Source organism: Chromohalobacter sp. HP20-39 (assembly GCF_033052815.1).
Taxonomy (GTDB): Bacteria; Pseudomonadota; Gammaproteobacteria; order Pseudomonadales; family Halomonadaceae; genus Chromohalobacter.
This window is the reverse complement of the sequence record NZ_JAWHTP010000004.1, coordinates 150,475-176,028: the sequence shown is the minus strand read 5'-3', so window position 1 is coordinate 176,028 and position 25,554 is coordinate 150,475. Positions and strand designations below refer to the sequence as shown.

At 57.9% G+C, this 25,554-nt stretch carries 24 protein-coding genes and 1 pseudogene; 9 read left to right on the top strand and 16 right to left on the bottom strand.

What is annotated here, in order from left to right:
* Nucleotides 1–22: 22 nt before the first annotated feature.
* A complete protein-coding gene (locus tag RVY79_RS10365; protein ID WP_317464056.1) occupies nt 23–1,324 on the top strand; it encodes a TRAP transporter large permease subunit in 1,302 nt (433 codons plus the stop codon).
* Nucleotides 1,325–1,449: 125 nt separating this feature from the next.
* Here RVY79_RS10365 and araD1 read toward each other — a convergent pair whose 3' ends face one another.
* The 4 genes from araD1 to RVY79_RS10345 all read right to left on the bottom strand — a co-directional run bounded on the left by araD1 (nt 1,450) and on the right by RVY79_RS10345 (nt 6,186).
* Nucleotides 1,450–2,457 carry an AraD1 family protein gene (araD1, locus tag RVY79_RS10360; RefSeq protein ID WP_317464055.1) on the bottom strand — a complete coding sequence of 336 codons (1,008 nt, stop codon included), beginning with the start codon at nt 2,455–2,457 and terminating at the stop codon, nt 1,450–1,452.
* A gap of 105 nt (nt 2,458–2,562) precedes the next feature.
* Entirely contained in the window at nt 2,563–3,564 is a 1,002-nt protein-coding gene (gene araH / locus RVY79_RS10355; protein WP_317464054.1) for an L-arabinose ABC transporter permease AraH, read from the bottom strand.
* A gap of 65 nt (nt 3,565–3,629) precedes the next feature.
* Nucleotides 3,630–5,123 (bottom strand): L-arabinose ABC transporter ATP-binding protein AraG, encoded by a 1,494-nt coding sequence (araG, locus tag RVY79_RS10350; RefSeq protein WP_317464053.1) that lies wholly within the window; start codon nt 5,121–5,123, stop codon nt 3,630–3,632.
* 55 nt (nt 5,124–5,178) lie between these two features.
* Nucleotides 5,179–6,186 (bottom strand): arabinose ABC transporter substrate-binding protein, encoded by a 1,008-nt coding sequence (locus RVY79_RS10345; protein ID WP_317464052.1) that lies wholly within the window; start codon nt 6,184–6,186, stop codon nt 5,179–5,181.
* Between the two features lie 157 nt (nt 6,187–6,343).
* Between RVY79_RS10345 and RVY79_RS10340 the strand changes: the two genes are divergently transcribed.
* On the top strand, nt 6,344–7,282 hold the full coding sequence (locus RVY79_RS10340; RefSeq protein WP_317464051.1) for a LysR substrate-binding domain-containing protein: 939 nt from the start codon (nt 6,344–6,346) through the stop codon (nt 7,280–7,282).
* A gap of 36 nt (nt 7,283–7,318) precedes the next feature.
* Here the strand turns inward: RVY79_RS10340 and RVY79_RS10335 are convergent, their stop codons facing one another.
* Nucleotides 7,319–8,245: a Gfo/Idh/MocA family oxidoreductase gene (locus RVY79_RS10335; RefSeq protein WP_317464050.1), complete on the bottom strand. Its 927-nt coding sequence runs from the start codon at nt 8,243–8,245 to the stop codon at nt 7,319–7,321.
* Between the two features lie 55 nt (nt 8,246–8,300).
* Nucleotides 8,301–9,005 (bottom strand): monofunctional biosynthetic peptidoglycan transglycosylase, encoded by a 705-nt coding sequence (mtgA, locus tag RVY79_RS10330; protein WP_317464049.1) that lies wholly within the window; start codon nt 9,003–9,005, stop codon nt 8,301–8,303.
* 495 nt (nt 9,006–9,500) lie between these two features.
* Here mtgA and RVY79_RS10325 point away from each other — a divergent pair, with 495 nt between their 5' ends.
* Nucleotides 9,501–11,054, top strand: coding sequence for a DHA2 family efflux MFS transporter permease subunit (locus RVY79_RS10325; protein ID WP_317464048.1), 1,554 nt, complete (start codon nt 9,501–9,503; stop codon nt 11,052–11,054).
* Nucleotides 11,055–11,117: 63 nt separating this feature from the next.
* Nucleotides 11,118–12,284, top strand: coding sequence for an HlyD family secretion protein (locus tag RVY79_RS10320; RefSeq protein WP_317464047.1), 1,167 nt, complete (start codon nt 11,118–11,120; stop codon nt 12,282–12,284).
* Nucleotides 12,285–12,312: 28 nt separating this feature from the next.
* On the opposite strand, the gene gstA is transcribed toward RVY79_RS10320, so the two are convergent.
* From gstA to RVY79_RS10305, 3 genes are all read right to left on the bottom strand, one after another.
* Nucleotides 12,313–12,918 carry a glutathione transferase GstA gene (gstA, locus tag RVY79_RS10315; RefSeq protein WP_317464046.1) on the bottom strand — a complete coding sequence of 202 codons (606 nt, stop codon included), beginning with the start codon at nt 12,916–12,918 and terminating at the stop codon, nt 12,313–12,315.
* 45 nt (nt 12,919–12,963) lie between these two features.
* Nucleotides 12,964–13,773 carry an MBL fold metallo-hydrolase gene (locus RVY79_RS10310; protein ID WP_317464045.1) on the bottom strand — a complete coding sequence of 270 codons (810 nt, stop codon included), beginning with the start codon at nt 13,771–13,773 and terminating at the stop codon, nt 12,964–12,966.
* A 172-nt stretch (nt 13,774–13,945) separates the two neighbouring features.
* Complete coding sequence (locus RVY79_RS10305) at nt 13,946–14,908, bottom strand: permease (protein WP_317464044.1); 963 nt, start codon at nt 14,906–14,908, stop codon at nt 13,946–13,948.
* A gap of 98 nt (nt 14,909–15,006) precedes the next feature.
* On the opposite strand from RVY79_RS10305, the gene RVY79_RS10300 reads away from it, so the two are divergent.
* Nucleotides 15,007–15,864: a LysR family transcriptional regulator gene (locus RVY79_RS10300; protein WP_317464043.1), complete on the top strand. Its 858-nt coding sequence runs from the start codon at nt 15,007–15,009 to the stop codon at nt 15,862–15,864.
* A gap of 251 nt (nt 15,865–16,115) precedes the next feature.
* Here RVY79_RS10300 and RVY79_RS10295 read toward each other — a convergent pair whose 3' ends face one another.
* The 3 genes from RVY79_RS10295 to RVY79_RS10285 form a co-directional block, all read right to left on the bottom strand.
* A complete protein-coding gene (locus RVY79_RS10295; protein WP_317464042.1) occupies nt 16,116–17,327 on the bottom strand; it encodes a zinc-dependent alcohol dehydrogenase in 1,212 nt (403 codons plus the stop codon).
* 229 nt (nt 17,328–17,556) lie between these two features.
* Nucleotides 17,557–17,712 carry a hypothetical protein gene (locus RVY79_RS10290; protein WP_317464041.1) on the bottom strand — a complete coding sequence of 52 codons (156 nt, stop codon included), beginning with the start codon at nt 17,710–17,712 and terminating at the stop codon, nt 17,557–17,559.
* A gap of 84 nt (nt 17,713–17,796) precedes the next feature.
* A complete protein-coding gene (locus tag RVY79_RS10285) occupies nt 17,797–18,117 on the bottom strand; it encodes a DNA polymerase ligase N-terminal domain-containing protein (protein WP_317464040.1) in 321 nt (106 codons plus the stop codon).
* 85 nt (nt 18,118–18,202) lie between these two features.
* Between RVY79_RS10285 and RVY79_RS10280 the strand changes: the two are divergent.
* The 4 genes and pseudogenes from RVY79_RS10280 to RVY79_RS10265 all read left to right on the top strand — a co-directional run bounded on the left by RVY79_RS10280 (nt 18,203) and on the right by RVY79_RS10265 (nt 20,889).
* Nucleotides 18,203–18,894 (top strand): annotated as a pseudogene (locus RVY79_RS10280) (transposase).
* A gap of 29 nt (nt 18,895–18,923) precedes the next feature.
* Entirely contained in the window at nt 18,924–19,268 is a 345-nt protein-coding gene (locus RVY79_RS10275; protein ID WP_317464039.1) for a hypothetical protein, read from the top strand.
* 520 nt (nt 19,269–19,788) lie between these two features.
* Complete coding sequence (locus RVY79_RS10270; RefSeq protein WP_317464038.1) at nt 19,789–19,992, top strand: hypothetical protein; 204 nt, start codon at nt 19,789–19,791, stop codon at nt 19,990–19,992.
* 60 nt (nt 19,993–20,052) lie between these two features.
* Nucleotides 20,053–20,889, top strand: coding sequence for a Crp/Fnr family transcriptional regulator (locus RVY79_RS10265; RefSeq protein WP_317464037.1), 837 nt, complete (start codon nt 20,053–20,055; stop codon nt 20,887–20,889).
* Between the two features lie 252 nt (nt 20,890–21,141).
* Here RVY79_RS10265 and cyoD read toward each other — a convergent pair whose 3' ends face one another.
* From cyoD to RVY79_RS10245, 4 genes are read right to left on the bottom strand one after another with little or no spacing between them, the layout of a single operon-like run.
* Nucleotides 21,142–21,489 (bottom strand): cytochrome o ubiquinol oxidase subunit IV, encoded by a 348-nt coding sequence (gene cyoD, locus RVY79_RS10260; protein WP_317464036.1) that lies wholly within the window; start codon nt 21,487–21,489, stop codon nt 21,142–21,144.
* Nucleotides 21,486–22,109, bottom strand: coding sequence for a cytochrome c oxidase subunit 3 (locus tag RVY79_RS10255; RefSeq protein ID WP_317464035.1), 624 nt, complete (start codon nt 22,107–22,109; stop codon nt 21,486–21,488). Before RVY79_RS10255 ends, cyoD begins: the two co-directional genes overlap by 4 nt.
* Entirely contained in the window at nt 22,106–24,211 is a 2,106-nt protein-coding gene (locus RVY79_RS10250) for a cbb3-type cytochrome c oxidase subunit I (protein WP_317464034.1), read from the bottom strand. The genes RVY79_RS10255 and RVY79_RS10250 overlap by 4 nt, the downstream gene beginning before the upstream one ends.
* Entirely contained in the window at nt 24,208–25,110 is a 903-nt protein-coding gene (locus RVY79_RS10245) for a ubiquinol oxidase subunit II (RefSeq protein WP_317464033.1), read from the bottom strand. Before RVY79_RS10245 ends, RVY79_RS10250 begins: the two co-directional genes overlap by 4 nt.
* Nucleotides 25,111–25,554 lie beyond the last annotated feature (444 nt).

The following is a 25,554-nucleotide window of genomic DNA, read 5'->3' as shown; positions in this document are numbered from 1 at the left end:
ACTCATTGAAGGGAGCCCTGTCATGCTGACTCTCAGCCTCGTCACGATACTGACGCTCGCGCTGCTGCTCGGCGGCGGCGTGTGGATCGCCTTCGCCCTGCTGGGAACCGGCTGGATCGCGCTGACGTTCTTCGGCAGTTTCGCGCCCGGCCCGATCCTCGCGTCCGACTTCTGGGGCGCCAGCTACGGCTGGGACTTGACCGCCCTGCCGATGTTCGTGTGGATGGGCGAGATCCTGTTTCGCTCGGGTCTTGCGGACAACATGTTTCGTGCCCTGGCGCCCTGGCTCAATCGCCTGCCGGGACGCTTGCTGCATTCCAATATCATCGGTAGCGGCTTGTTCGCCGCCGTCTGTGGTTCCTCGGCGGCGACCTGCGCCACGGTCGGCAAGATGACGCTGCCCGAACTGGAGCGTCGCGGCTACGACAGCAATGCCGCCATCGGCACGCTGGCCAGCGCGTCGACGTTAGGATTGTTGATTCCACCCTCGATCATGATGATCGTCTACGGCGTGGTAACCGAACAGTCGATCTCCAGGCTGTTCATCGCCGGCATCTTGCCAGGCCTGCTGTTGCTGGGCTTGTTCATGACTTACCTGATCGGCTGGTCGCTGCTGATCGGCAACCGCCAAGGGCGTGCCGGCGAAGGCGCGGCCCACATGCCGCTCGTGGAGAAGGTTCGCAATAGCGCCCAGTTGATTCCACTGCTGGTGCTCATCGGCGGTATCCTGGGCAGCATCTACGGCGGACTCGCCTCACCGACCGAAGCCGCCGCCGTGGGCGTGGTGCTGTCGATGCTGATCGCGCGGGGCAATGGTCATTTCAACAAGACCATCTTCCTCGATTCGCTCTTCGCTGCGCTACGCACTGCGTGCATGATCGCCTTCATCATCGCCGGCGCCTCGTTTCTGTCCTCGGCGATGAGCTTCACGCAACTGCCCATGCAACTGGCCAACCACATCGCCGCGATGGGCCTTTCTCCCACCATGCTGCTGGTGGTGCTGACGCTCTTCCTGCTGGTGCTGGGCTGCTTCCTCGACGGCATCTCGCTGATCCTGCTGGTCACTTCGATCATCATGCCGCTAATCGATGCCGCAGGCATCGATCTAATCTGGTTCGGCATCTATCTGGTAATCGTGGTGGAGATGTCGCAGATCACGCCGCCGGTCGGCTTCAACCTGTTCGTCATTCAAGGCCTCACCGGCAAGGACATCATCACCATCACCCGTGCCACCTTGCCGTTCTTCCTGTTGATGATCTTCGCCGTGGTACTGCTGCACCTGTTCCCCGAGATCGTGCTCTACCTGCCGCAGGCGATGAATTGATCCACACCCCCGCCTTAACACCAACGGCCGCTGGAATCTTCCAGCGGCCGTTGTTATGTTGAGCCGAAAGGTATATCGGGTCGAAAGGGCCTGCGAGACTTACTTGCAGGACTTACCTACCGGACTTACAAAGGTTTGACGCTCGGCACCGGCGCGGTGGCGTCCTTGGCCAGCGGGTTGCGCAGCGGCAAGGCGAATGGCTTGGCGTCGATTTCGAACACATCCCCCGGCTGGGCGCTGATGCCATCGCTGAAGCTCAGCGTCGCGGTGCCGAAGAAATGTACATGAACGTCACCCGACCGACAGAACTGCGCGTACTTGAAATGGTGCGCTTCGAGATTGGCGAGGCTGTGGCACATGTTGTCCTCGCCGGAGATGAACGGCTTCTCCCATAGCACGTCACCGTCGCGCCGGATGCGCGAGGTGCCTTGTACGTCGCTGGGCAGTTCATCGACGAGCAACGTCGGCCCGAAGGAACAGGCACGCAGCTTGGAATGCGCCAGATACAGGTAGTTCTCGCGCTCGGTGACGTGATCGGAGAACTCGTTGCCCAACGCGTAGCCGATGCGACGAGGCGAACCGTCGTCGTCGATCAGGTACAACCCGGCGATTTCGGGCTCCTCGCCGCCATCCAGCGCGAAGTGCGGCATGCGTAGCGCCTCGCCTGGGGCCATGACGATGCCGCCGTCGCCCTTGTAGAACCACTCCGGCTGCACGCCGAAATCATCGCCGGTCGGCTTGCCACCCTCGAGGCCCTTGCGGAACATCTTCATCGAGTCGGTGAGCGGCGCTTCACTCTGATCTGCCTCGTTCATCTGGCGGTGCATCTTGTCGCGTCCCTCGGCGCTGCCGAGATGCGTCAACCCGGTGCCGGTCACCAGCATGTGCGCCGGATCGGGGTGATCGAGCGGCGCCAGCAGTCGTCCCTTGTCAGCCAAGGCCACGGCGTCGACACGCGTATCCCCCGGCCACTCCTTGATCAGCGCGGCCAGTCCTATCTTGCGGTCGAGCGCCATGAGCGCCAGGGCATGCACGCTTTCCACGCCTTCCAGGCGGCGCGCCTGTGTCGGATCGTCGTCGATGACCAGGACGAAACGTTCGCCACTGTCATTGATGGCTTGTGCGAGTTGCATGTCGTTCGCTCTCCTGAATATCGAGTCGATGGCATGGCGCCACTCGGTGACAATAGCCCAAGCGCCGTCCCCCATCGAAGATTACTAGCTAACGTTGTAAAAAGGTCACCCCTTGGCGCGGCGCGTTTGCTTCCAGCGGTCGAACATTACCGCCAATAGCAGAATCGCCCCACGCACCAAGTACTGATAGAAGGTGGGCACGTTAAGCAACCCCATGGCGTTCTGCACGCAGCCCATGATCAGCACGCCGACCAGCACACCGGTAATCGAGGCGACGCCGCCGGACAGCGAAACACCGCCCAGCACGCAGGCGGAAATCACCGCCAGCTCGAGCCCCATCGAGGTATTGGGATCACCCAGTCCCATGCGTGAGGCCAACAATACCCCGGCAATCCCCGCGACGATGCCTTGCAGGGCAAATACCGTGATTTTCAGGCGCCGCACGTTGACCCCGGCCAAGCTCGCCGCCTCGGCGTTGCCGCCGGTCGCCAGGGTGTTGCGCCCGAACGCCGTCATGTTGAGCACGATCCCGAAGACCACGAAGCAGGCGATCATGGTCCACACCGGCAGCGTCAGTCCCAGAAACGAAGCACTGCCCAGGTCAAAGAAGCCCGGCACCGTCACCATGACCGCATCGCCGCCGGAGGTGATATAGGCCAGCCCGCGCACGAACTCCATCGCCGCCAACGTGGCAATCAATGAGTTGATGCCGAACTTGGACACCACGAAACCATTGAAGGCGCCCACCGCGCCGCCGGCGCCCACCCCCACGAGAACGCCGATGAACACACTGCCCGACGTCGAGGTCACGACGGCAGCCACCACGCCGGTAAAGGCGACGATGGAGGCCACCGATAAGTCCACCTCGCCGAGTGCCAGCACCATCATCATGGTGGTCGCAATGGTCCCGATCAGTGTTACCGAGAGCAGCAAACCGACGATATTGCGACCGGTCAGAAAGTCCGGCACGAAAAGCGCCAAGGCGATAAAAAGGACGAAAAAAATGGCAATCAACCCGGAGGTGTCGAGCAATGTACGCAACGCCTTGGCCCGTGGTTTGGGTGCCGTCGGCGAGGTATCGGAAGCGGCCAGTTTGTCTGTGCTCATGTGATCAATCTCTTCATGTTGTTAGCGGTGAGCAACTCAGTTGGTCGGCAAAGTTGGTCGGCAACTCAAGCCGGAAGCGCCAATCCCAGCAGGCGCTCCTGGGTCGCCTGCTCGCGCGGTACGATGTCGACCAGAACCCCATCGCGCATGACGCCAATGCGGTCGCAGATCGAGCTGACCTCGGCGAGATCGCTGGAAATCACGATCACACCCTTGCCTTGGTCCGCCAGGTCATACAACAGGGTGTAGATATCGCGTCGCGCCCCCACATCAATGCCTCGCGTGGGTTCGTCCATCACGAACAAGTCGATCTCCTCCGCCAGCCAGCGCCCGAGAATCACCTTCTGCTGATTGCCCCCCGAGAGGGTATTGATCGGCGTGCGGTGGCTCGGCGTCTTGATGCTCAAGCGCTGGATATAGGTCTTGGCGTTATCGGCCTCGCGCCCGGCATGGCGAAATACGCCCCAGCGCTTGAAGAAGCGCCGACAACTGATATTGAGATTGTCGGCGACACTCGCCACGGGAAAGATCCCCTGGGACTTGCGGTCCTCGGGGCACATCGCAATACCCGCGCGAATCGCCTGTTGCGGCGAGGTGAAGACACCGGTTTTGCCGCGAAACGTCACCTGCCCCTGGTTGGCCTTTTCCACGCCGCACACCAGACGCATCAACTCACTGCGTCCGGCGCCGACCAGGCCGAACAAGCCCAGCACCTCGCCACGCTTGACCTCAAAGCTCACCGGTTGGCGCACTCCCGGCCCTTGCAAGGCGTCGATGTGCATCAACACATCACCCATGGCGCGCTGCCGGAAGCCATACACATCGTCGATCTGACGTCCCACCATCTCTCCGACCAAGGTATCCTGATCGACGCCTTCCAGTGTTTCGTGCGTGCGTATATGCCGCCCGTCGCGGAATACTGTCAGCGCATCGCACATTTCGAAGACTTCTTCCATGCGGTGCGTGACGTAAAGCACCACACGCCCTTCCTCGCGCAGTCGCGCGACGATGCGCTTGAGCTGCCGCGTCTCCTGAACGGAAAGGCTGCTGGTAGGCTCGTCGAAGGCGATGATCTTGGCATCACGCAACAGTGCGCGGCCGATCTCGATCATTTGCTGCTGGCCGATGGAAAGCTCCCGCACCTTGGTGGCCGGGTCGATCTCGCCCTCGCCGAGTTCCTCGAGAATCTCCCGGGCACGTGTCTTCATGGTGCGCCGGTCGATGAAGCCGCCACGTTTCGGCAACTGCCCCAGCAACAGGTTCTCGGCTACCGACAAGTTGGGTGACAGCGTCAGCTCTTGATAGATGATCGCGATGCCGTGGGCCAGCGCCTCGCGCGCGTTAGCAAAGACAAACGGCTGATCGTTGATCCACAACTGGCCCGAGGTAGGACGATTGACGCCGCTAAGAACCTTGAGCAAGGTCGACTTTCCTGCGCCGTTTTCGCCCATCAAGGCATGCACCTCACCGGCCTTCGCGGCAAAACTCACACCGTCGAGCGCCCTCACACCGGGGAACTCGACCGTAATATCGTCGAAACGGAGAAAAGCCTCGGACATACGGAACTCCTGAAGGAAAAAAGCGTGCCCGCGCGCCGAGGCGCGGGCATCGGTCTTACAAGCCCAGCTCTTCCCGTACGTCTTGCCAGTTGTCCCGCGTCATTAGCTTGCCGGTCGTCTCGGTATTGGCCGGCGGCTTCTCGCCCTCGGTGATCCACTGGTAAAGATTGGCCGCTGACTGGCGACCATGCATGGTCGAACTCACGGCAACGGTGCCGTGGAAACCAGTGGGCTTCTCGCGCGAGAACTCGGCAAAGGCCGCGCCGGAACCGTTGATGCCTACCCCGATGACCTGGTCCGGGTCGAGTCCGTACTGCTCGCTCGCGCGCACACCGCCCAGCACGCTTTCTTCGTTGAGCGCATAGATCACCCAGTGCTCGAAATCGCCACGTTTGGCAAACACCGGCGAAGCAGCCGCAAAGGCACTGCTGGTGTCGGTATTCTGCTGTGGGGCATCGAAGATGTTTTCCTTCTTGAAACCGGACTCGAGCAATGCGGCCGTGGCACCATCGGTACGCTCTTTCGCGGTAGGTAATTCATAGTTGGTGATACGCAGCGCCGCGACCTCTTTCGGATCCCAACCACGACGTTTCATTTCTGCGGCGATGGCATTGCCGACCTGCTCGCCGATCTTGTAGCCGGACATCCCCAAGTGCGGCACGTTCTCCATAGGCTCGCCATCGCTGCCGATAAAGCGGTCATCGACGGTCACGACCTTCATGCCGTACTGCTTGGCGCGGTTCATGATCGCAGGCCCCAGCCGCACATCCGGCGGACAGATCACGAAGCCCTGGGCACCTTGCGAATGGAGATTATCGATGGCACTCAGTACTTGCTGGCCGTCCTCGCCCGATAAGCGCACGACCTCGAAGCCTTTTTTCTCTCCAAGCTTGGTCGCGGCGTCTTGTTCGTTGATAAACCACGCCTGTTCGGGTTTCTTGACGATGAAACCCATCGTGATTTCATCGTCGCTCTGGGCTTGTGCCGTCAGTGGTCCGGCGCTCAGCGCCAGGCCCACGGCCATTCCCAGTAGCTTGCGCGTCATCGGTGTCGTGAATGACATTCGGCGTCTCCTGTAGCCCTCGAGGGGTTGTTGTTGTGCTGCGAAACAGGTTTCTTAACAGTCTGAACAATAGGCATCAGCGAAATAACCGACTAATGCCACTTGACAGGAAAAACGATATATATTTTGTTATTACTTTCGCCTGAGGCCAGACACCATGAGCTCCTTGCCCACCGACTGGTTCATGAAGGTGCGACTAAAGTTGCGCCATTTACAGCTATTCATCGCACTGGACGAGCTGCGCAATCTGCATCGTGCCGCCGAGCGCCTAGGAATGAGCCAGCCAGCGGCGTCCAAGCTGCTGGGGGAACTGGAGAGTCAACTCGGTCTCGCGCTGTTCGATCGACACCCACGTGGCATCACGCCCAACTGGTACGGCGAAACGGTGATTCGACATGCGCGCGGCATCATGTCGTCACTCCATCAGGCGGGCGATGAACTGAATGCCTTGCATGCAGGTAGCGCTGGGAGCGTCTCGGTAGGTACGGTGATGGCGCCTGCCGTCACACTGCTGACCAGTGCGGTGGAGCGCGTGCATCGCGACCGTCCCAACCTCAAGGTCAGCATCGACGTAGACGTCAGCCACGCGCTGATCCCTCGTCTCATGGAGGGCGAGTTCGATTTCGCCATCGCGCGGATTCCCTCGACGCTTCCGGCGGGCGATTTCGTCTTCGAGGAAATCGGCGAGGAGGCGCTGTGCTTCGTTTGCCGCGCCGACCATCCACTGGCCCAGCGCGATTCGCTGAACCTGGCGGCGATGGTCGACTACCCTTGGGTGTTGCAGCCGCCCGGTGCCTTGATGCGCCAGCGGGTCGACCATCTGTTCCTGCATCATGGTGTAGCGTTGCCGCGTCAAATCGTCGACACGCCGGACATCCTGGTGGCGCTGGCCATGGTCGATAAATCGGATACCGTGACGGTCACCACGCGGCAAGTTGCGGATCTACTCTGCGACCAGCCGCGCTTTCGCATCCTGCCGTTCCCTGAAGCACTGAGCGTGCAGCCCTACGGCTTGGTCAGCCTGCGCGAGCAGCGGCTTTCGCCTGGCGCGGCGGCGTTAATGTCGACACTGCGCGAGCTTATTCGCGAGCGCTGAAACGCTTGCCCATGCCAGGACTCATCATGCCAAGACTCACTCACGAAAGGCCTCGACCTCGACGCGCTTGCCAAGCAGGAAGGCATCGGCAACATGACGAAGCGGCGCCACATCGACATCGCTCTCGCCCTTGCCGATGAGTTCGGCAAAACGTGCGTAGAGCCCGGGATACTCGGCGTCGCCGCCTTCCAGCAGCACCTCATCGCCGATAGTCAAGCGACTGCCGCCCTGGGTCAGCGACAGCGGCCCGGCATCGGTCTCGATGTGGATATCCCACGTCTGTGGTCCGGCCTGGCGCCAGTCTAATTCAGCCCGAATATCGGCATCATGAACATCGCGGAACGCCAGCGTCGCCGCGATCGGACCTTGCCGGTTGGAGGGCACCTCCAGCTCGCCCTGGGTGAGAAAGAACGGTTCGGGCAGAATCGCAGTGATGATGGACAGCGCGTTGATACCAGGGTCGAACACGCCCAGACCACCGGCTTCCCAGATCCACTCCTGCCCAGGGTGCCAGCGCCGCACATCCTCCTTCCATTGCACATTGACCGAGGTTACACGACGCGCGCTGAGCCACTCACGGGCCTGAGCGACCCCCGCCGCGTAACGCGAATGCCAGGTCGCGAACAGCGTCACCCCGGCGCGCTCGGCCTGGGCACGCAGATCTTCCACCTCACTCAGGGTCGCGCCCGGCGGTTTTTCCAGCATCACATGCTTGCCTTCAGCGATGGCCGCACGCGCCTGGCGATAACGCACTTGCGGCGGGGCGCACAGCGAGACCGCCTGAATATCCGGGCGCTCATCGAGCAGGGTCTGGATGTCGCGAAAATGCGCGACACTTTCCAAAGAAGCATTGCGGCTGGCCACCGCGTCGAGCGTGAACGCCGTATTCGCATGCAGGGCGGGCACGTGCTGGTCACGTGCGATCTTGCCGAATCCGACGATGGCAATGGAGATGGGAGTCATGAAGGTTCCTTATCCGATGGTATCCGCGAGAACGAGGCAACATCGCGTCGCTCGCTCATAAGCGCTCGAGGTAGGCATTCCCGCCCAGTTGACGCATTTGCTGCCGGATCCACTGGCTGCGCTGCTGAATGTACGCCGACGGCCGCGACGCACTCCACTCACGCGGGTTGGGCAAAATAGCCGCCAAGCGACTGGCCTGCACCACCGAGAGACGGCCGGCACTCACGCCGAAATAATGCTGAGCGGCGGCTTCAAGGCCGAACACGCCGCTATCCCACTCGACGATGTTGAGATACACCTCAAGGATGCGCTCCTTGGGCCACAGCAGCTCGATCAACACCGTGAACCAGGCCTCCAAGCCCTTGCGAATCCAGTTGCGACCAGTCCACAGAAACAAGTTCTTGGCGGTCTGCTGGCTGATGGTGCTGGCACCGCGCAGGCTATCGCCATGGAACCAGGCATTGAGCGCCTTTTGCAGTTGGTTGAAGTCGAAGCCGTAATGCATGGGAAAGCGTTGATCCTCAGACGCGATCACCGCCAGCTTGGCATTGTCGGAAAGCGACGGCCACGGCCGCCACTGCTGCTGAATCGTGATCGGTTCACCACTCACCCAGGACTCGACCTTACGCTCCAGCATCACCATCGAACCGAATACCGGCACCACGCGAAACACCAGCACCAGGAGCACCGATAGCCCCACGAAGCCGAGTATCACGAACAGCAAAAAGCGCAGTCCCCTGCGCAGCCAATCCTGCGTCATGCGTTAGCCTTATTGGGTCGCAGCATCATGACGAAAGAGTATATCAGGCCTGCCCGTCAACAGACTGCCACACCGCCCAACGCCAACCTAATCCGTGAAACGATAGCCATCTAATGCGTGTTGTGGCTAAAAGTGATAGCTATTCAGTTATTGGACTCGTACACCTCCGAAAGATCGGGCACCGAATCCCCACCCTACGACCAAAGGCGTTAAACCAAAGTCTGCAGCTCGGCGCGATATCGCGTCTGAGCCCGCGATGGCTGCCGCATGACGTGTCTTTGTCGCACCCCGGCACGTTGAAAGACGTCATACAAACACGCGATAATCGATTAGCTAACAAAATATCGTCACGTTATCGATTTGCCTGCTTGCGGTTTTCATGACAGCACGCTTGGCATACGTAACGCTCACGATTCACAAGGACAAGGCTTTGCATTCTCTCTTGTTGGCACCCTCGTCAAGGGGACGCCGTTTCCGCTTTATCGGCGGTCATGCATGACGCAGGTCGATCAACTTTTCGAACGTTATGGTCCCCGCTACCGCCTCTGGGTCACTCTGACGGTGATGCTGGGGCTCGTGGCGCTAGGCATGTCGATCACCATCGTCAATGTGGCGATTCCCTATATCAAGGGCGCCTTCGGCATGAGCGACTCCCAGGTACAGTGGCTGTCCACCGGCTTTCTGGCATCGACGACCGTTTCCCTGCTCGTCGCACCGTGGCTGGTCTCCGCCGTCGGCCAGCGCGCCACCTTCATTGGCTTGCTGATGGTGTTCATCGCCGCCTCAATTCTGGGTGGTCTGGGGCAAGGCATGGGCATGCTCATCGCCGCGCGCGTCATCCAGGGCGGGATGACGGGGCTAATCCGCCCGGTGGCCATGCAGGCACTCTTTGCGGCCTATCCGCCCGAAGGGCGTGGCATGGCGACCGCCATGTACGGCATGTGCCTGGGCCTGCCGCTGACGCTGGCCACGGTGATCGGCGGCTGGCTGGTCGAGCATTTCACTTGGCGATATGTGTTTTTCGTTACCCTGCCGATCTGCGTAGCGGCGGCGGTCATGGGCTATTTCTTCCTGCCCTCACGCGAGCAGAAGGGTCCGCGCCCGCCCTTCGACTGGGCCGGCGTCGTGCTGTTGTTTGTCTCGGTGTTCTCTCTGCTGGCGGCGCTTTCCAACGGCCAGCGTTGGGGATGGTACGACCCGCGCGTGCCGACGCTGATTCTCATCGCCCTCCTCTGCGGCACCGCTTTCGTGGTCTGGCAGAATCGCTCCCGGCATCCGTTGATGGATCTGGCGATCTTCCGCAACCGCGTCTTCGTGGTCGGCACGCTGGCGATGTTCCTTTTCGGCGGTACGTTCTACGGCATCATGTATTTGCTGCCGCAATTCGTGCAGTCGGTGCTGCATTACAGTCCCATCACCGCCGGGCAAATCTTCCTGCCCTCAACCGCCGTGCTGGGCATACTGGTGCCGCTGGTCGGCTGGTTGAGCGATCGCCATCCGCCGCATCGTCTCACGCTGCCGGGGCTGGCCTGCACCATGTATGCGGTGTGGCTGATGGCGCAGATGGACTGGAATACTTCGTTCGCGTACTTGGCGACAGCGATGGCCATTCTTTCCATCGGCATGGCCTCGTTTCCTCCGCCGACGCTTTCCAACGCCATCGCCGGGCTGCCCCGGCACCTGACCGGTCACGGCTCCGGGGCCATCAACTTCGCACTCCAGCTCGGCGGCGCGCTGGGCACGGCGGGGCTGGTGATCCTGCTCGACCGACAGACGGCGCAACACGGCCAATCGCTCAACGCCGGCGTCAATGCCGATAACGCTCTCGCTCAGCAGCAACTCCACCAGCTCGCCGAGGTGGCCAGCCATCTCGGCATCTCATCGACCCAGCAAGGCGCCATGGCCGGGTATCTCATGGAGCGCATCGAGACCATCTGGGCCTCGATCCTCGCCTATCAAGATGGCTTCTGGGTGCTGACCGGAAGCCTGTTCGTAGTGGCTATCCCCTCGCTTCTGCTCAGCCGCTGGCGCGCCACGACGCCTAAGTGACCAAGAATCCCAAGTGACCACGACATCTACGCGACGCTCGCTTCGACCCAAGGACACTGCCTCATGACCGACGACACAACACCTCAGGAAATCCATAAACGCTACCTGCCGCCACTCGTAAAATGGCTGATGCTGGCGCTTCTCGTCGTGCTCTGCCTGATCTGGATCGGCTTCGCCATCGCCCATCGCCTGACACACGTCAGTGCTCAGGACGCCCGCGTGATGGCCGATCAAATCACGGTTAGCAGCCGCCTGAACGGCCGGGTCACCGACTTCACGCTCACCGAGGGCGATACGCTTAAGAAAGGCGACGCCGTGGCGGCACTCTATAGCAAACCCGACGAGCGCAAGATGGCATCGCTCAAAGCCAACGTCGCCGTACAGCGCGCCCAGCTCGACTACGAAAAAGCACGCTTGGCGATGGCTCAGAAGCAGCTACAGGGCGGTATGAACCTGACCCATCAGGAACTCGAGGCCAGCCAGGCCGCCGAAAAAGCCGCCCAGGCACGATTAACCGAGGCCAAACGCGAGTTCAAGCGAGCTGACACGCTGTACAAGAAGAAGTCGGTATCCGAACAACGCCGCGATCAGGATTACTATGCGTATCAGGCGTCCAAGGCCGAGCACGCCCAGGCACAGCAGGAAGTGGAAGTCAGCCAGGCCCTGGCCGACAACGCCCAGGTGGGCTTCATCAACGGCTCGCAGATGCCACTGCCCAATCCCGACGTGTTGAAAAAGCAAGTGCGCATCGCCGAACAGAAGCTTGCTACCGCCCAAGCCAAACGCGACGAGGAGCGCCTGCGCCTGAACGACCTGAGCATCACCAGCCCCAGTGACGGTGTGATCAACAAGACGCTGATTGATCAAGGCGAGTACGTCAGTGCCGGACAGCCGATCCTGATGATGCACGATCCCGACAAGCTGTGGGTCAAAGCCAACATAAAGGAAACCGATATCGCCGAATTACGCGTCGGTCAGCCGGTGGCGATCACCGTCGATGCCTTCCCGGACGCCATCTTCACGGGCCACGTCAGCGTCATCGGCCGTGCCGCCACCAGCCAGTTCGCGCTACTGCCGGATCCCAACCCCTCCGGCAACTTCACCAAGATCGCCCAGCGCCTGCCGGTGCGCATCCAATTCGACGATGGGCCGACCGAGCTGATCGGCCCTGGGATGATGGTCGAGGTGGATATCGACGTCAGCGACGCCGAGCCCCGCGTTCACGGCTGAACGCAACGGGCCGAGCGCAAGTGATCGCTCACTTCAAGCCTTCGGCCTGCATCGCGCGCTGAACCGAGTCCCGCTCGGCGATGCGCGCTACGAAACGCTGCAGATGGGGCCACGCGTCCAGCGAGATATCCACCACCTGCCCCCAACTGAGCACCGTGAACAGGTAGGCATCCGCCACGCTGAAGCGCTCGCCCACCACGTAGTCACGCGACGCCAGACGCTCGTTCATCAGCGATAGCCGCGTCTCGAGGTTCTTCTGCGCGATGCTGCGCCAGGTATCGCCGCTGTTGGGCTTGAAGAAGGGGCTGAAGTTCTTGTGCAGCTCGGTGGAGATGAACACCAATTGGCTCAATAGCTCGAAATACGCCTTGCTGCCCGGAGAAGGCGCCATCTCGGCCTCCGGTGCGAGGTTAGCGACGTAGAGAAGCACCGCCACCGCCTCGGTCATTACCTCGCCGTCGTCCAGCACCAGAGCGGGCACGTAACCGCAGGGATTAACCGTCAGGTAATCCTCGCCGCTCTCCGTCTTCTTGGCGGCCAGATCCACTTTCTCGATCTCGTAGATCAACTCGGCCTCTTCCAACGCGATTTGCACGGCCATCGCGCAGCTACCCGGCTTGAGATACAGCTTCATGTCATGCGCTCCATGATTGTCATATTGTGTTGCACGGGCGTGCGTTCACTTCTCCCTACCGCCTTCCAGCGCCTGGCAATGACGCGCTACCGACAACGCCACCATGGCGCTGGCATCGGCGGTGATCTCGCTGTCCCAGAATGCCGCGTAGGCGGCCTCGAATGCCAGTGCGCGCAAGCGCTCACCGATACGAGCCACCTCATCGGCAGGCAATGGAATATTATTGGGATACGACCACATGAACGACGCCATGCGATCCGGCGTTATCAGTAACGTGTCCCCCGTCAGCAATAGCCCACGCGCCTCCCAATGCAGCACGCTGGCGCCGGGGAAATGCCCGCCCAGGCAGTGCGCCGTTATCCCCGGCAGTACCTCCAACGTCTCACCCTCCCATGGGTGCAGCGTCTCATCCGGCACCATGATCCACTCGCGGTCCGCCGCGTGCACGTACACCGGGCACTCGAACGCGCGCCCCCAGCTCGCCATGGTACTGTAGTAATGTGGATGCGAAATGACGATGGCCTTTAACCCGCCCAGCGCCTCGATCAACGTGACCGTCGCCGCATCCAGCAAGCTCAGGCAATCCCACAGCACATTGCCGTGAGGCGTGCGCAGCAAGAACGCCCGCTGGCCGATGGCGAATTTCGGTACCGTGCCCAGCGCCAGTAGATCCGGCGCCATCTCGCGAAAGGTATTGGTATACCCCGCCGCTAACACCCCCGGTGTCGTCCACTGCTGGCCCGATGCCGGCACATACTGCCGTTCATCCTCGCACACCGGACACCGCGACGGCGGCGCCTCGCTCGCGGAATACTGCACCCCGCATGTCGCACATAGAAATCCCGGTAACATCATCCACGCCCCTCCCACGCGTTAGCGCTTGGAATGAGTGTGCATCAGGGAGGAGGTTGGGGCTAGGCATGGTATCCCGTACAATTCATTCCCCAAGCAGGGCGACTCTGAATCCCTCCTTTAACGCAGCTCAACAGACTGACTGTCTTGCTCGCGCGAAGAAGCCACGGCACGCTTAGCTTAAGTTGACCACGATATCCGTCGCCCAACCCGCCACCAGGGCGCCAACGATTCCCAACGCCAGATAAAGCCCGAAAATGACGGGTCGCATCAGGCTCCATACCGCCATGGCGGCGTAAAGGCTGATCGCCGCACCCGAAATCAGAAACGCCATGGCCGCCCCCGGGGTCAGCCCCATGTCCATCAGCCCGCGCAGCAGGGGCAGCGCTGCGTATCCCTCGATGTAAAGTGGTCCGCCGATACCTACGGCCAACGGCACCGCCCAGAAACTATCCACGTTTGTCAGTAGTGAATAACCCGCCTCCCCGAGATGCATGCGCACCAAGGCTTCGACCGTCAAGGCGAACGCCAGCCAGCGTAGGACAAGCGCAAAGGTCGCGAGCGTTTCTATCCAGAAAGGCTCGCGCGTCGATGCCTCGCAAGTCGGCGCCGCCGTATCCTGCAATATCTCCTCGCGTACCCATTGCGCTTGTGGCCGCCACCGACACAAGCCGTGCATGACAGCACCTGCCGTAAGCCCCAGCAGCATGGCTGCGATCAACAAGGCGATGGCGAACGGCCAGCTCAATATATTGGCGGTCAATAACAACATGCCCGGGTCCGTGATCGGCGAAGACAGCCAGAAGGCCATCGCCGCCGCGATAGGAACGCCTTGGCGCAACAACGCCGCGACAAGCGGAACACTGGCAATGCCGCACACTGGCGTTACCGTCCCGATCAACCCCGCGAAGAAAATGGCCTGCCACGGGCGACTATTCATAACACCGCGAAACCGTTCCGCCATCGCGCTCACCGCAAGCCATCCTGCCATCAGCGCCACCAGCACAATCAAAGGCAATAATGTGATGATCTCCACCGCCACGGATATCGCCAGATCAAGACTAGGCGTGGGCCATACAGAGCCCAGTAACAGCATGAGGGCAGTCAGCCACCAGACGCCTGAAACAACTCGGCGCATATCGTTTTCTCCCTGAATCGTTGATATAGCAGTCAGGGTGGTGGAGGGCCTATAATAAATAAAACGAATTTATATTATCTTAAATATCAGGAAACCTGATGATGGAGCACATGCGAGGTGAATGGCTGGTGACCTTCGCCGCTGTCGTGGAGGCACGTAGTTTCACGGGCGCTGCGAAACGCCTGCACCGTACGCAGTCGGCGATCAGCATGCAGATCCAACAACTCGAAGCGGTGGCCGGCATGTCGCTGCTCGTTCGTGAGCGGACTGGCGTGATTCCCACCGAAGCGGGAGAGAAGCTCTTACCTCACGCCCGACGTACCGCCGATGCTCTTCGCGACGCGGCCGCCATGTTCAATAGTGACGAGATGGCGTCAGGCCCCCTACGCATCGGCATCCCAGAAGAGTATTCCGGCTCCGAACTGCCCCAGCTATTGAGTCATTTCCAACGTAGCCAGCCGAGCGTCGAGCTTCTCGTGCAGAGTGCCAGTAGTGATAGATTGGCAGCGGCCATCGAGGAAGACGCCCTGGATCTGGCGCTTCTCGTGGCGGACGACAATGAGCGCCATAGCGGTGAAGTGCTGCTATATGATCCAACGTGGTGGGTGGTCGCCGACAACATCGATCTATCTACCACGGGCCCATTGCCCCTAGTGTTATTCGATCAAGCATGCTGGTGGCGACAATGTGCGTTGAACCAAGTGAACGAGACGGGACGCGAATGGCGCATCGCATACACCAGTGACAGCATCGCGGGGGTCGCAGCCGCCATCCAGGCAGGACTCGGTATCGGCGTGCTCGGGAAAAGCACGATCCCCAAAGGTGTTCGCGCGGTCCCCAAGGAACAGAAGCTACCGAATTTGCCAGGCTCCCAACTCATGCTGCAACTCAAAAAACCCGACGCCCCAGGCGCACAAGACATGGTCGCGCTGATGAGGCGTCATTTCTCGGTATAGATTGTTTTTCCAGCATGGGAATAGTCGACGGAATCCCGCGATATATTGGCGCCTATAGAGAAAAAAATCCCGGCCGGGGCGACCGGGAAAAGATGGGGACTGATCTTCAAGTAGCACTGACTGGGATTTCTTTTTTAATCTCCGTAAAAATTGCCATTAACATTCAAACCGTCACCCAATAACGTTAATCAAACCACTCCGGCCGGGCATCGGTACTGTCGATAGCAAGCCAAGTTGGTCGATGCACCAACTCAGCTGGTGTGTGGCAATAACGCCACCTTGACCCAGCCTTCGTCACGCCGATCGAAGGCTTCAAAGGCACTCAGCGTATCGGGCATCGGCTCGTGCTGGGTGAGTATCTTGGCCGGGTCGATCTTGCCGGCCAAGGTCAGTGCGATGAGCTTGGGGATGTACTTGCGGTGATGGCAGTTGCCCATGTGTATCGTCAAGCTACGGTTCATCGCCATGCCGATGGGGAAGTAGCGGAAATCGGGTGGATAGACGCCTATGATCGATAACGTACCGGCCTTGGCGAGCCCCTCGACCGCCCATTGCAGCGCCTGGCTGGGGGCATCGCCGGGACGCCAGGTATCGCCGGATGGGTTGGTCTGCGGCGCAGTCTCGCGAGCCTCCTGCTCTTGCTCATCGACGTCGCTGCGCTTGGCCGCCTGGCCGTGATGAGCGTGTTCAGCATCGACACCGACGGCATCGATGGCACGGTCCGCGCCGATTCCCCCCGTCAGCCGATGGAGCGTTTCCACCGGCGGCTCGCGCTCGTAGTTGATGGTCTCGGCACCGAGTTCGCGGGCCATGTCCAGACGGTCCTGATGGCCGTCGATGGCGAATACTCGACCTGCGCCGAACAAGAAGGCGCTAGCGATCGCAAATAGCCCGACCGGGCCTGCACCGAACACCGCCACGCTGTCGCCGTCGCTTATCTCGGCCGACTCAGCGCCGAAGTAGCCGGTGGGGAAGATATCCGACATGGCGATTGCCTGATCATCGTTGATTGCGTCGGGCAACTTGACCAGACCGACGTTGGCAAATGGAATGCGCGCCTTTTCGGCCTGCAGCCCATTAAAGGAACCGGTCGGTTTAGGGCCGCCGAAGAACGACGTACCGGCCTGCTTGCCATTGGGGTTGGCGTTATCGCACTGGGCATGATAGCCGGCGCGGCAATACGAGCAGGTGCCGCAAGCGATGGTCGAGGGAATCACTACGCGGTCGCCGACGGACAGGTTGCGTACGTCCTCGCCCAGCGCCTCGATGATGCCAACACCCTCATGACCGAGAATCAGCCCCTCCTGCATATCGGCGAAGGTGCCGCGAATGAAGTGCAGGTCGGTACCGCAGATAGCCGACGAGGTGAGCCGGACGATCGCATCGGTGGGTTCTTTAAGGGCCGGCTCGGGAGCGTCGTCGAGTCGTATGTCACCGATTCCATGGTAAACGACAGCTTTCATGATGCCTCCTTTGGTTACGCACCCTCAGCTGGGTCAGGAGCTTACAAGTTTAGCGAGGGTACAACGTCAAGCGTAGAAAGCTCGGTACTGCCTTACACCATAAAATGGTCGGTAACTTTAACCGTGTACAAATTCGCAACTAATTATTCCACAGCTCTCCTAATGGCTTGGATAAATTTTTAAACATGGAGGGCATAGTGGCATCATCCTTGCTGCTGAATCGCCTTGATTAATTGCGTTTGTCATTTTTCCCGTCAGCGATCTGCGCCATCGAGCGCTCCGACTCGACGCTGATATCGTCGAGTCGCGTGGGCACAAGGGCGGTATCGTCGTCGTGACGCTTGATCATTAACCATTGCCGGGGATCGCGTTTTCGGCCACGCATGCGCTTGAGGGTCCAGGCACCTTTAAGCTTGCTGCCATCGAGTTCGAAATCAATTTGATTGTCATCATGCTTGTCGGTGACATGTCATTCCCCCCGGTCCCAAATCATCACGGTACCGGCGCCATACCCTTCGGGAATCGCACCTTCGAAATCACCGTAATCAAGAGGATGATCTTCGACCTGTACTGCCAGATGCTTCTCTCCAGGAACAAGGCTCGGCCCTTTCGGCAGTGCCCAACTTCGCAATACGCCGTTCTCTTCGAGACGCAGGTCGTAATGCAGTTGACTGGCGCCATGCTTGTGAATCACGAACCAAGACGTGCCACGGCATTGTCCGCTGTCGCCCCGAGGTTCCGGGGACCGCGTGAAGTCACGCTTGCGGTGATAGGTGTCGAGGTTAGCCATCCGCTACCCCTGCCAAGTCGAACTAAGTGCCTGATCGAAAATTTTCGTGCACTATCCATGTCAGGATTTCTGACACGGGTGGAATCTGGCTAGACGCTTCGTACCCCTCTCACTGACGCTGACATCGGCCTATCAGCATGGTGAGAAGCGCGCCTTACGTCGGCGTGCGCATGCCACCTTGTTGAGTGATCAATGCCATACCATCAACCAGATCAGTAAGATACTGCAGGTTCGCCGCGATGCTGTCTCACGATGGCTCAAACAGTGGGAAGTTCGGGCCTCGACGGGCTGATCGACAAGCCGCGCAGTGGGCGGATGCCGATCCTCGATGAACACCACCACGAGAAACTGCAAGAACTGGTCGCTGAGCATCCTCATCAGATTCGATCCGTGCAGACTCGCTTACAGGAAGAGACCGGCAAGCTGATCTATCACACCACCCCCGATACGGTGACCACGGAGACCGTGATTGAAGCATTTGATCAGCTTGTCGCCCAGAAGCATCCCGATACCTTAGCCATCGTGGTGCTCGATAATGCCCGCATGCATCGCCCCAAGGCCTTCAAGCGCAAGATACTGGAGTGGATGGCGCATCGCGTGCACTTAGTGTATCTATCGGCCTACTGGCCAGAATTGAACCTGATCGAGACTCTGTGGCGGCGAATGAAGTACGCCTGGCTGCCCTTGAACGCCTACCTCTCATTTAACCGCCTCCGTGATGAGGTACACCGTCTACTCGGTGGTTACGGAACGGAATACACGATTAATTATGAATAACCACTTATCATCGGCCACAATGGCTCGCCGTGGTCGAAGAGCTTGGCGGTTTTGAGAAAAACCTACCGATTCCTAATTCGACTCCAGAAGCGCACGAAGCAACCGAACACTCCTATTACTACCTTAACATGTTGACCGACAAACCTGTGCCACAAGGACGCTGGAGCCAAGAGCCATCGTTGGATAAGCGAGACGAGTATTCGGTCAAAGAACAACCCGAACCCTTGGGCCAAGAGCCCACACTGCCCAACGCCCGGGAAGGCTCAGGCACGCAAAAAAGAGCAAATGTAGTGTATGCCCCGGTGCCCGGCTGCCGGGCACCGTTGACTAAGCTCCTCATTATTCTGGACTTTTGTCGTCTGATCACCAATTGATCGTCCTCGTGTAAGCATCCCTTTACGCATTTTAAAAAATATAATCAAACACCCGTTAACGGCTGGAACCCTTTGAAGCCACACCTACGAACATACAAATCATCGCCAAATGTAACAATAATAAACAATAACCTGCATCAACAACAAAAATATTCCAACCAATTCAATGACCTAAAAATACACAGGCTGATTTGGTTACCTCTGAAAGCCATAAAAATCCGTCTTTAATTACACACCTACACATTTTTAATCTCAATTAGCTAGACACCATTCTACTTACCCACCTACATTATTTCGTGATGGTTAACCCATCGTTAGCGAAAGGATTCATCGCAAGCAAGACCAAGAGGAGCATAGAAATGGCTAATCCCAATCTGGGTAACTTCCAGAACGTCCACGAGAAAGCTGCCAAGCCTAGTCATAAGAGTGGCAAGCGACAGGGCCGTTAAAAGGTTACGGTCCTGTCAGAAACCAGGTTAACTATTCATCTTATATTTTTAAGACGAAAAGGAAACGTCCCATGAATAGTCCAGTAAAGGATAAGGATTTCGATCTCGTAAGTACGCTTTATCATGCTCTACAGGGCGCGGAACTTAGCCAACAGTACCGCAAGGATGCCGAGTCCAACGGCGACCAAGCGTGCCAAGAGCTCTTCGAAGATATCGCTGGCCGATACGAAGATATGGCCAACAACGCCAAGTCGATTCTCAAAGAACGGCTATAGTGTAACTTTTTGCCAAGCACTTTAAGTGCTTGGCAAAACCCTTACTTAAAGGTGGCTCCTATGTCGTCGCACTCCGTAGAGATTGATCGTCATTTAAATGCCAACCTAAAGCTAAATTTAGGTAATAGCACCCCGCCTCGTGACGCTTATTCCTTATATTATGAAATATTTTCACGCCATGCCTCTCTTATTTCACAAGACCGTGAATTATTATTGAAAATTCAAGACCCACCTCGGCGAGTCCGCAAAGGGAAGGTTATCAAGAGCCATGATATTAACGCTAACTATTTACTCGCCATCCAAAATGGATGGGCGTGTTCCTGTCGTGTAACAAAGGAAGGTAAACGTCAGATCATTGACCTCTATTTACCCGGCGATATCATTGGGCTGCGGGACCACCATGCGGGCAGGCATTCTGATGAAATCATAATGTTGACTGAGGGTCTCGTTATCCCCATGCTTAAATCAAATCTTGATAGAGTAACTCAGAAAGGACCTCATCTAGTAAATGCTGTGCTAGCTGCTGCGGTACATCAAAGTAATCTTATGACCGATCGTCTCAACAACCTGATAAGCCATGACGCCACTACTCGGCTTGCTTATTTCATTTTAGAAATGCATGCTCGCCTCAATTTATCACGACTAGAATCACAAGATCTTTCGCTACCTATATCACAACAAACTATCGGAGACTTGTTGAGCATGACAAACGTACATGTTTGTCGCTGCTTGAATATTCTTGAGGCGAAAGAATTTTTAATGCGAAACAAAACAAGCCATAATATACACATCTTAAAATATGAAGACTTAATAGAATTTTCTGGCTTCAGTACGGCTTATTCCTACTTTTTCAAAAAGGCTTTCCATGGTTTTTACAGGACTCCTAAAACTCACTAACTAAACGGTTTGGGAGCTTTACACAATATGACTACGTCTGGAGTTTGTGCGTGACAAAGCAAGTCGATTCTTTTGCCGCCACCCGACTAAAAGACATGTATTATTTATATTTTATAATATACGGAACGCGAATTACTCTGACCCACCTGGCTACCGCTTTAGATATGATTGCAATCGATCACAAGGTGAATTACCAACATTTCCATTAGTGTATTTATTACCCTATAACTCAACCTAGGATCAATGTAACATCTAGGGCAACATTGAGGGCATCATGCGTGTATAAAGATTGAGAATGATCCATAGTGTTCCGCCAACCATGATGACAAGAATAAGAGTGGTAAACAGTATCAAATGAAGGTCTTCGCGCTTTTGCTTGGCTAATGAGACATGCAGGAAGAAGCGAAAGTGAACGACGACCTGTATCAGCGCGCAAGCCCCGATCACTAGCCACTGTGTCATGCGCGCCAGGTCGCTAAAGGCGACAACCGTAAAGGGGATCAGCGTTAATATCAGCGCAAGCGCGTAACCAATCACGTACGAGCGTAGCTCGCTCGTACGCTCGCTTTGCTGCTGGGCTGATAAATGTTGACGCGTCATACGAGCCCTCCCAGGTAGACGACGGAAAAAATCCCGATCCAAATGATATCCAGGAAGTGCCAGAGAATGCCGAGACGCAGTAACCCAGTCTTGACCCCAGTATCCACACCATGAACCGCTATCTGACCGAATAGCACGAATAACCAAAGGCAGGCACCCGTCACGTGGAGACCATGCAAAGCAACCAGCGCATAGAAAGCGGAGAGGAAGCCGCTACGGCTCGGCACACCGTTCTTGGCCGCCATCAGGTGAAAGTCACGCAACTCAAGTCCAATGAAGGCGAGGCCAAGCAATAAGGTGATTACCAACCACCCGAGTAGCTGTCCCTTGGCCTGATTGTACTTGAGCGCTAACGACGCCATGCCGAAAGTAAAGCTGCTCATCAGCAATAGCATCGTTTCGAGAAAGGCGCTTTTCATCTCATAGAGCTCATGGGGCTCCGGCCCACCGGCCGTGCCGCCTAGCATCACCACGTAGGTGGCAAACAGCAGCGCGAAAATGATGAGATCACTCATCATGAATACCCAGAAGCCAAAGATCATGCTTTCACAGGCGTTGTTGGCCTCCTCATGCATATCGCCGAGATTGATACCTGGGTGTCTGTTGAGTGTGGAGGTCATTGCACGGCTCCTTCCAAGGGGGATACTGCAAGCCCCTGGTTGGCCGCATCACGCTCGTCAGCGCGCGTGATGGCCTTCGCGCGGGCCACCTGGTCAAGCCAACGCTCGTGGGCGCGGCGAACCTCGTCGGCGCCAATGGTCCGGGTGGTACGGCGTACGAAGCTACGCGCGATCAACGCTGCCAGCCCGACCAGCCCAGCGCCGATTACCAGCCACCACATGTACCACACCAGACCGAAGGCCATCAGGAAGCTCACCACGGCAAGAATCGGCCCCAAGGCACTATTGGCGGGCATTTCGATATCCGCATAGCTCACCGGTCGCTGGTAGGCCCGGCCACTTTCCTTCTCATTCAGGAAGGGGTCACGACTGGCGATCTCGGGAATCACCGGAAAGTTGTATTCCGGCGGCGGTGATGACGTCGACCATTCGAGGCTGAACCCATCCCAGGGATCGCCGACGGGCACCGCATAGGCGACGCGTCGACGAATGCTCACGCCGAGCTGCATAACCAGACTGAACAGCGCGAACAACACCACCAGTGCGCCGATGCCAGCGACGATCGTCCAAGGAAGGTAAGCCGGTTCGAGGAAGGCGACCGTGCGTCGTGGCATGCCCAACAGCCCCAACGCGTAGAGCGGAAAGAACGCCAGTATGAAACCGATGATCCAAGAATACGCGGCACGGTAGCCCCAGTGCTCCTCAAGACGAAAGCCAAAAGCCTTAGGAAACCAGAAGTTATACCCCGCCAACATGCCGAACAGCATTCCCGGTACTAGCATGTTGTGAAAGTGTGCTACCAGGAACAGCGTGTTGTGCACCTGGTAATCGATGCTCGGGTTAGCGAGTATGATGCCCGTCAGCCCGCCGATAACGAACAGCATGATGAACCCGATGGCATACACCATGGGGATAGTAAGACGCACCCGGCCACGGTACATGGTCAGCATCCAGTCGTAGATTTTTACGCCGGTAGGTATACCGATCAGCATGGTGGCAATACCGAAGACAGCGTTGATACTGGCATCTTGCCCCATGGTGAAGAAGTGATGCAGCCACACGGTGAAGGAAAGTGCCGAGATGCTGATGGTGGCGATCACCAACGTCTTGTAGCCGTAGATGCGCTTACCCGAGAAGGTCGAAAAGACTTCGGAGAACACTCCAAAAGCGGGCAGGATTAGGATATAGACTTCGGGATGGCCGAACGCCCAGAACAGATTGACGTAGTTCATCATGTTGCCACCGAGGTCGGTGGTGAAGAAGTGGAAGTCCAGGTAACGATCGAGTGCCAACAGCGCAGTGGCCACGGTCAGCGGCGGCATGCCGAAGATCATCAGGATCGCCGTGGTCAGCGCGGTCCAGCAGAACAGTGGCATCCGCATGAGGTGCATCCCCGGCGCACGCTTCTTGTAGATTGTCACCGCGAAATTGATACCGGTCATGGTCGAGCTGAGCGTCGATAGCGTGACCGCCCAGATCCAGTAATCGACCCCGGCGCCGGGACTATAGGGGCTTTCGGTGAAGGGTGGGTAGCCGCTCCAGCCACCAGTGGAAAACGGGGTTAGCACTAGCGATACCATGACCAGTACGGCGCCGGCTGCGGTGAGGGCGAGACTAATCGAGTTCATCACCGGAAAGGACAGATCGCGGGCCCCGATCTGCAGCGGCATGATGTAATTGATGACCCCGGTGAGAAACGGCATGGCCATGAAGAAGATCATGATCGTGCCGTGAGTGGAGAAGAATTCGCCGAAATGCTCGGCCGACAGGAAGCCGCCCCCTAGCCCTACGCTCTGCTGGGCACGCATGAAGACAGCCTCAATAATCGCCCGAGTGAGCATGATGAAGGCGACCACAATGAACATAATGCCGATCTTCTTGTGGTCCACGCTGGTCAGCCAGTCGGTCCACAACACGCGCCATTTGCCGAACCAAGTGATCAGAGCCACCAACGCCAGCCCCCCTAACACGACCATGGAGGCTGCCCCGGTAACGATCGTGCCATTGATGATATTGAAGGTCGTGGGCTCCTGAAGCATCTCCCAGAATGGCAAGGCATCCCAACCGAGTCTACCGAGAAGAATATCGAGGAAATGGCTCACTGCACTACCTCCTTCCTGAATGGGACGGTCGGTGCCTCGAGCGTGGCGGGTATATTCTCGGAGGTCATGGTGTCGGGGTTGGCAGCCAGCAGGAGCTGGGCAATCAGTGGACCATCGACGATTGCCTCGAACAGTCCTTCGGGCACTTGAGAGAAACGGATCAGGTCATCGGAAGCTTCGTCGCCAAGCGACAGTTCCGCCTCCCGGAGCGTGCTGTGACGCGCAAAAATCACATAGTGCTCGCGGCTCAATGGCACGCCCGTTTCATGCGTCGCTTCCACGAAATCGCTAAACGCATGGGGCTCGAGCGCCTCGGCGGTGAAGCGCTGCTCGTGAAAATGCTTGCCGTTGTACTGAGCATTCAAGCCACGAAACGTGCCTGGTCCATCCGCAGCCAGATGCAGCCTGGTAACCATGTTGTTCATGGCATAGATCTGGCTACCCAGTGCCGGTATGAAGAATGACTGCATCACCGTGTTTGACGTCAGCTCGAGGGCCAGCGGGCGGTCGGCGGGAAACCTCAGTTTCCCGGCGGTGGCGATACCTTGCTCGGGATAGATGAATAGCCATTTCCAGTCATAACCTACGACCTGAACACGCAACGGCTCCTTGTCGGAAGGCAACGGCTGATAAGGATCAAGAGCATGCGTTTCCGACCATAGTACATAGCTCAGCACGGCTACGATCAAAAAGGGCATCCCCCATATAAGCCACTCCATCTTCCTGGAAAACGTCCAGTGGGGCCGATAGATGGCCGTGCCGCCGTAGCGATAGCGCCACACTAACCAAGGCGTTAAAACGAGGACGGGCAGCACTACGATCATCGACAGCGCCACTACAAACCAATAGTGGCCGCGTTGTGCCGCCGCGATCGGTCCCTGTGGGTCCAAGAAACTCAAATGGTTCCCACTGCACCCCGCCAGCGTGACGATTAGGCACAATAGCAATCCGAGTTGATAGCGCTGTACAAGGGGAGATACCCATGCGAACTGTCTTCGGCTCATCATGTAGGAGCTCACTAAAGGTCAGAGCAATCTATAAGCAATATCGATTGCCTTGTCGTGTTTCTAAACGCTGCAACTTGAGCCCTGATACTTCTTATTGGTACCTCTTTTCATTTAAACATTATCCGTATTCGACCTTTGGTAAATTCATTGAACCCGATGCCATCCACCTCACACAAGCCACATACAAGATGCGCTCATCTTCGCGCAAACTCCAGCCCACAGGCTCTTTTAATGCCATGGATATTAACCTACATCAATACAGACCATATTCTCATTAACGCATCAAGGAAGCGTAAGCTACCATTAAGGAAAACACGCATAGATATACAAACATCT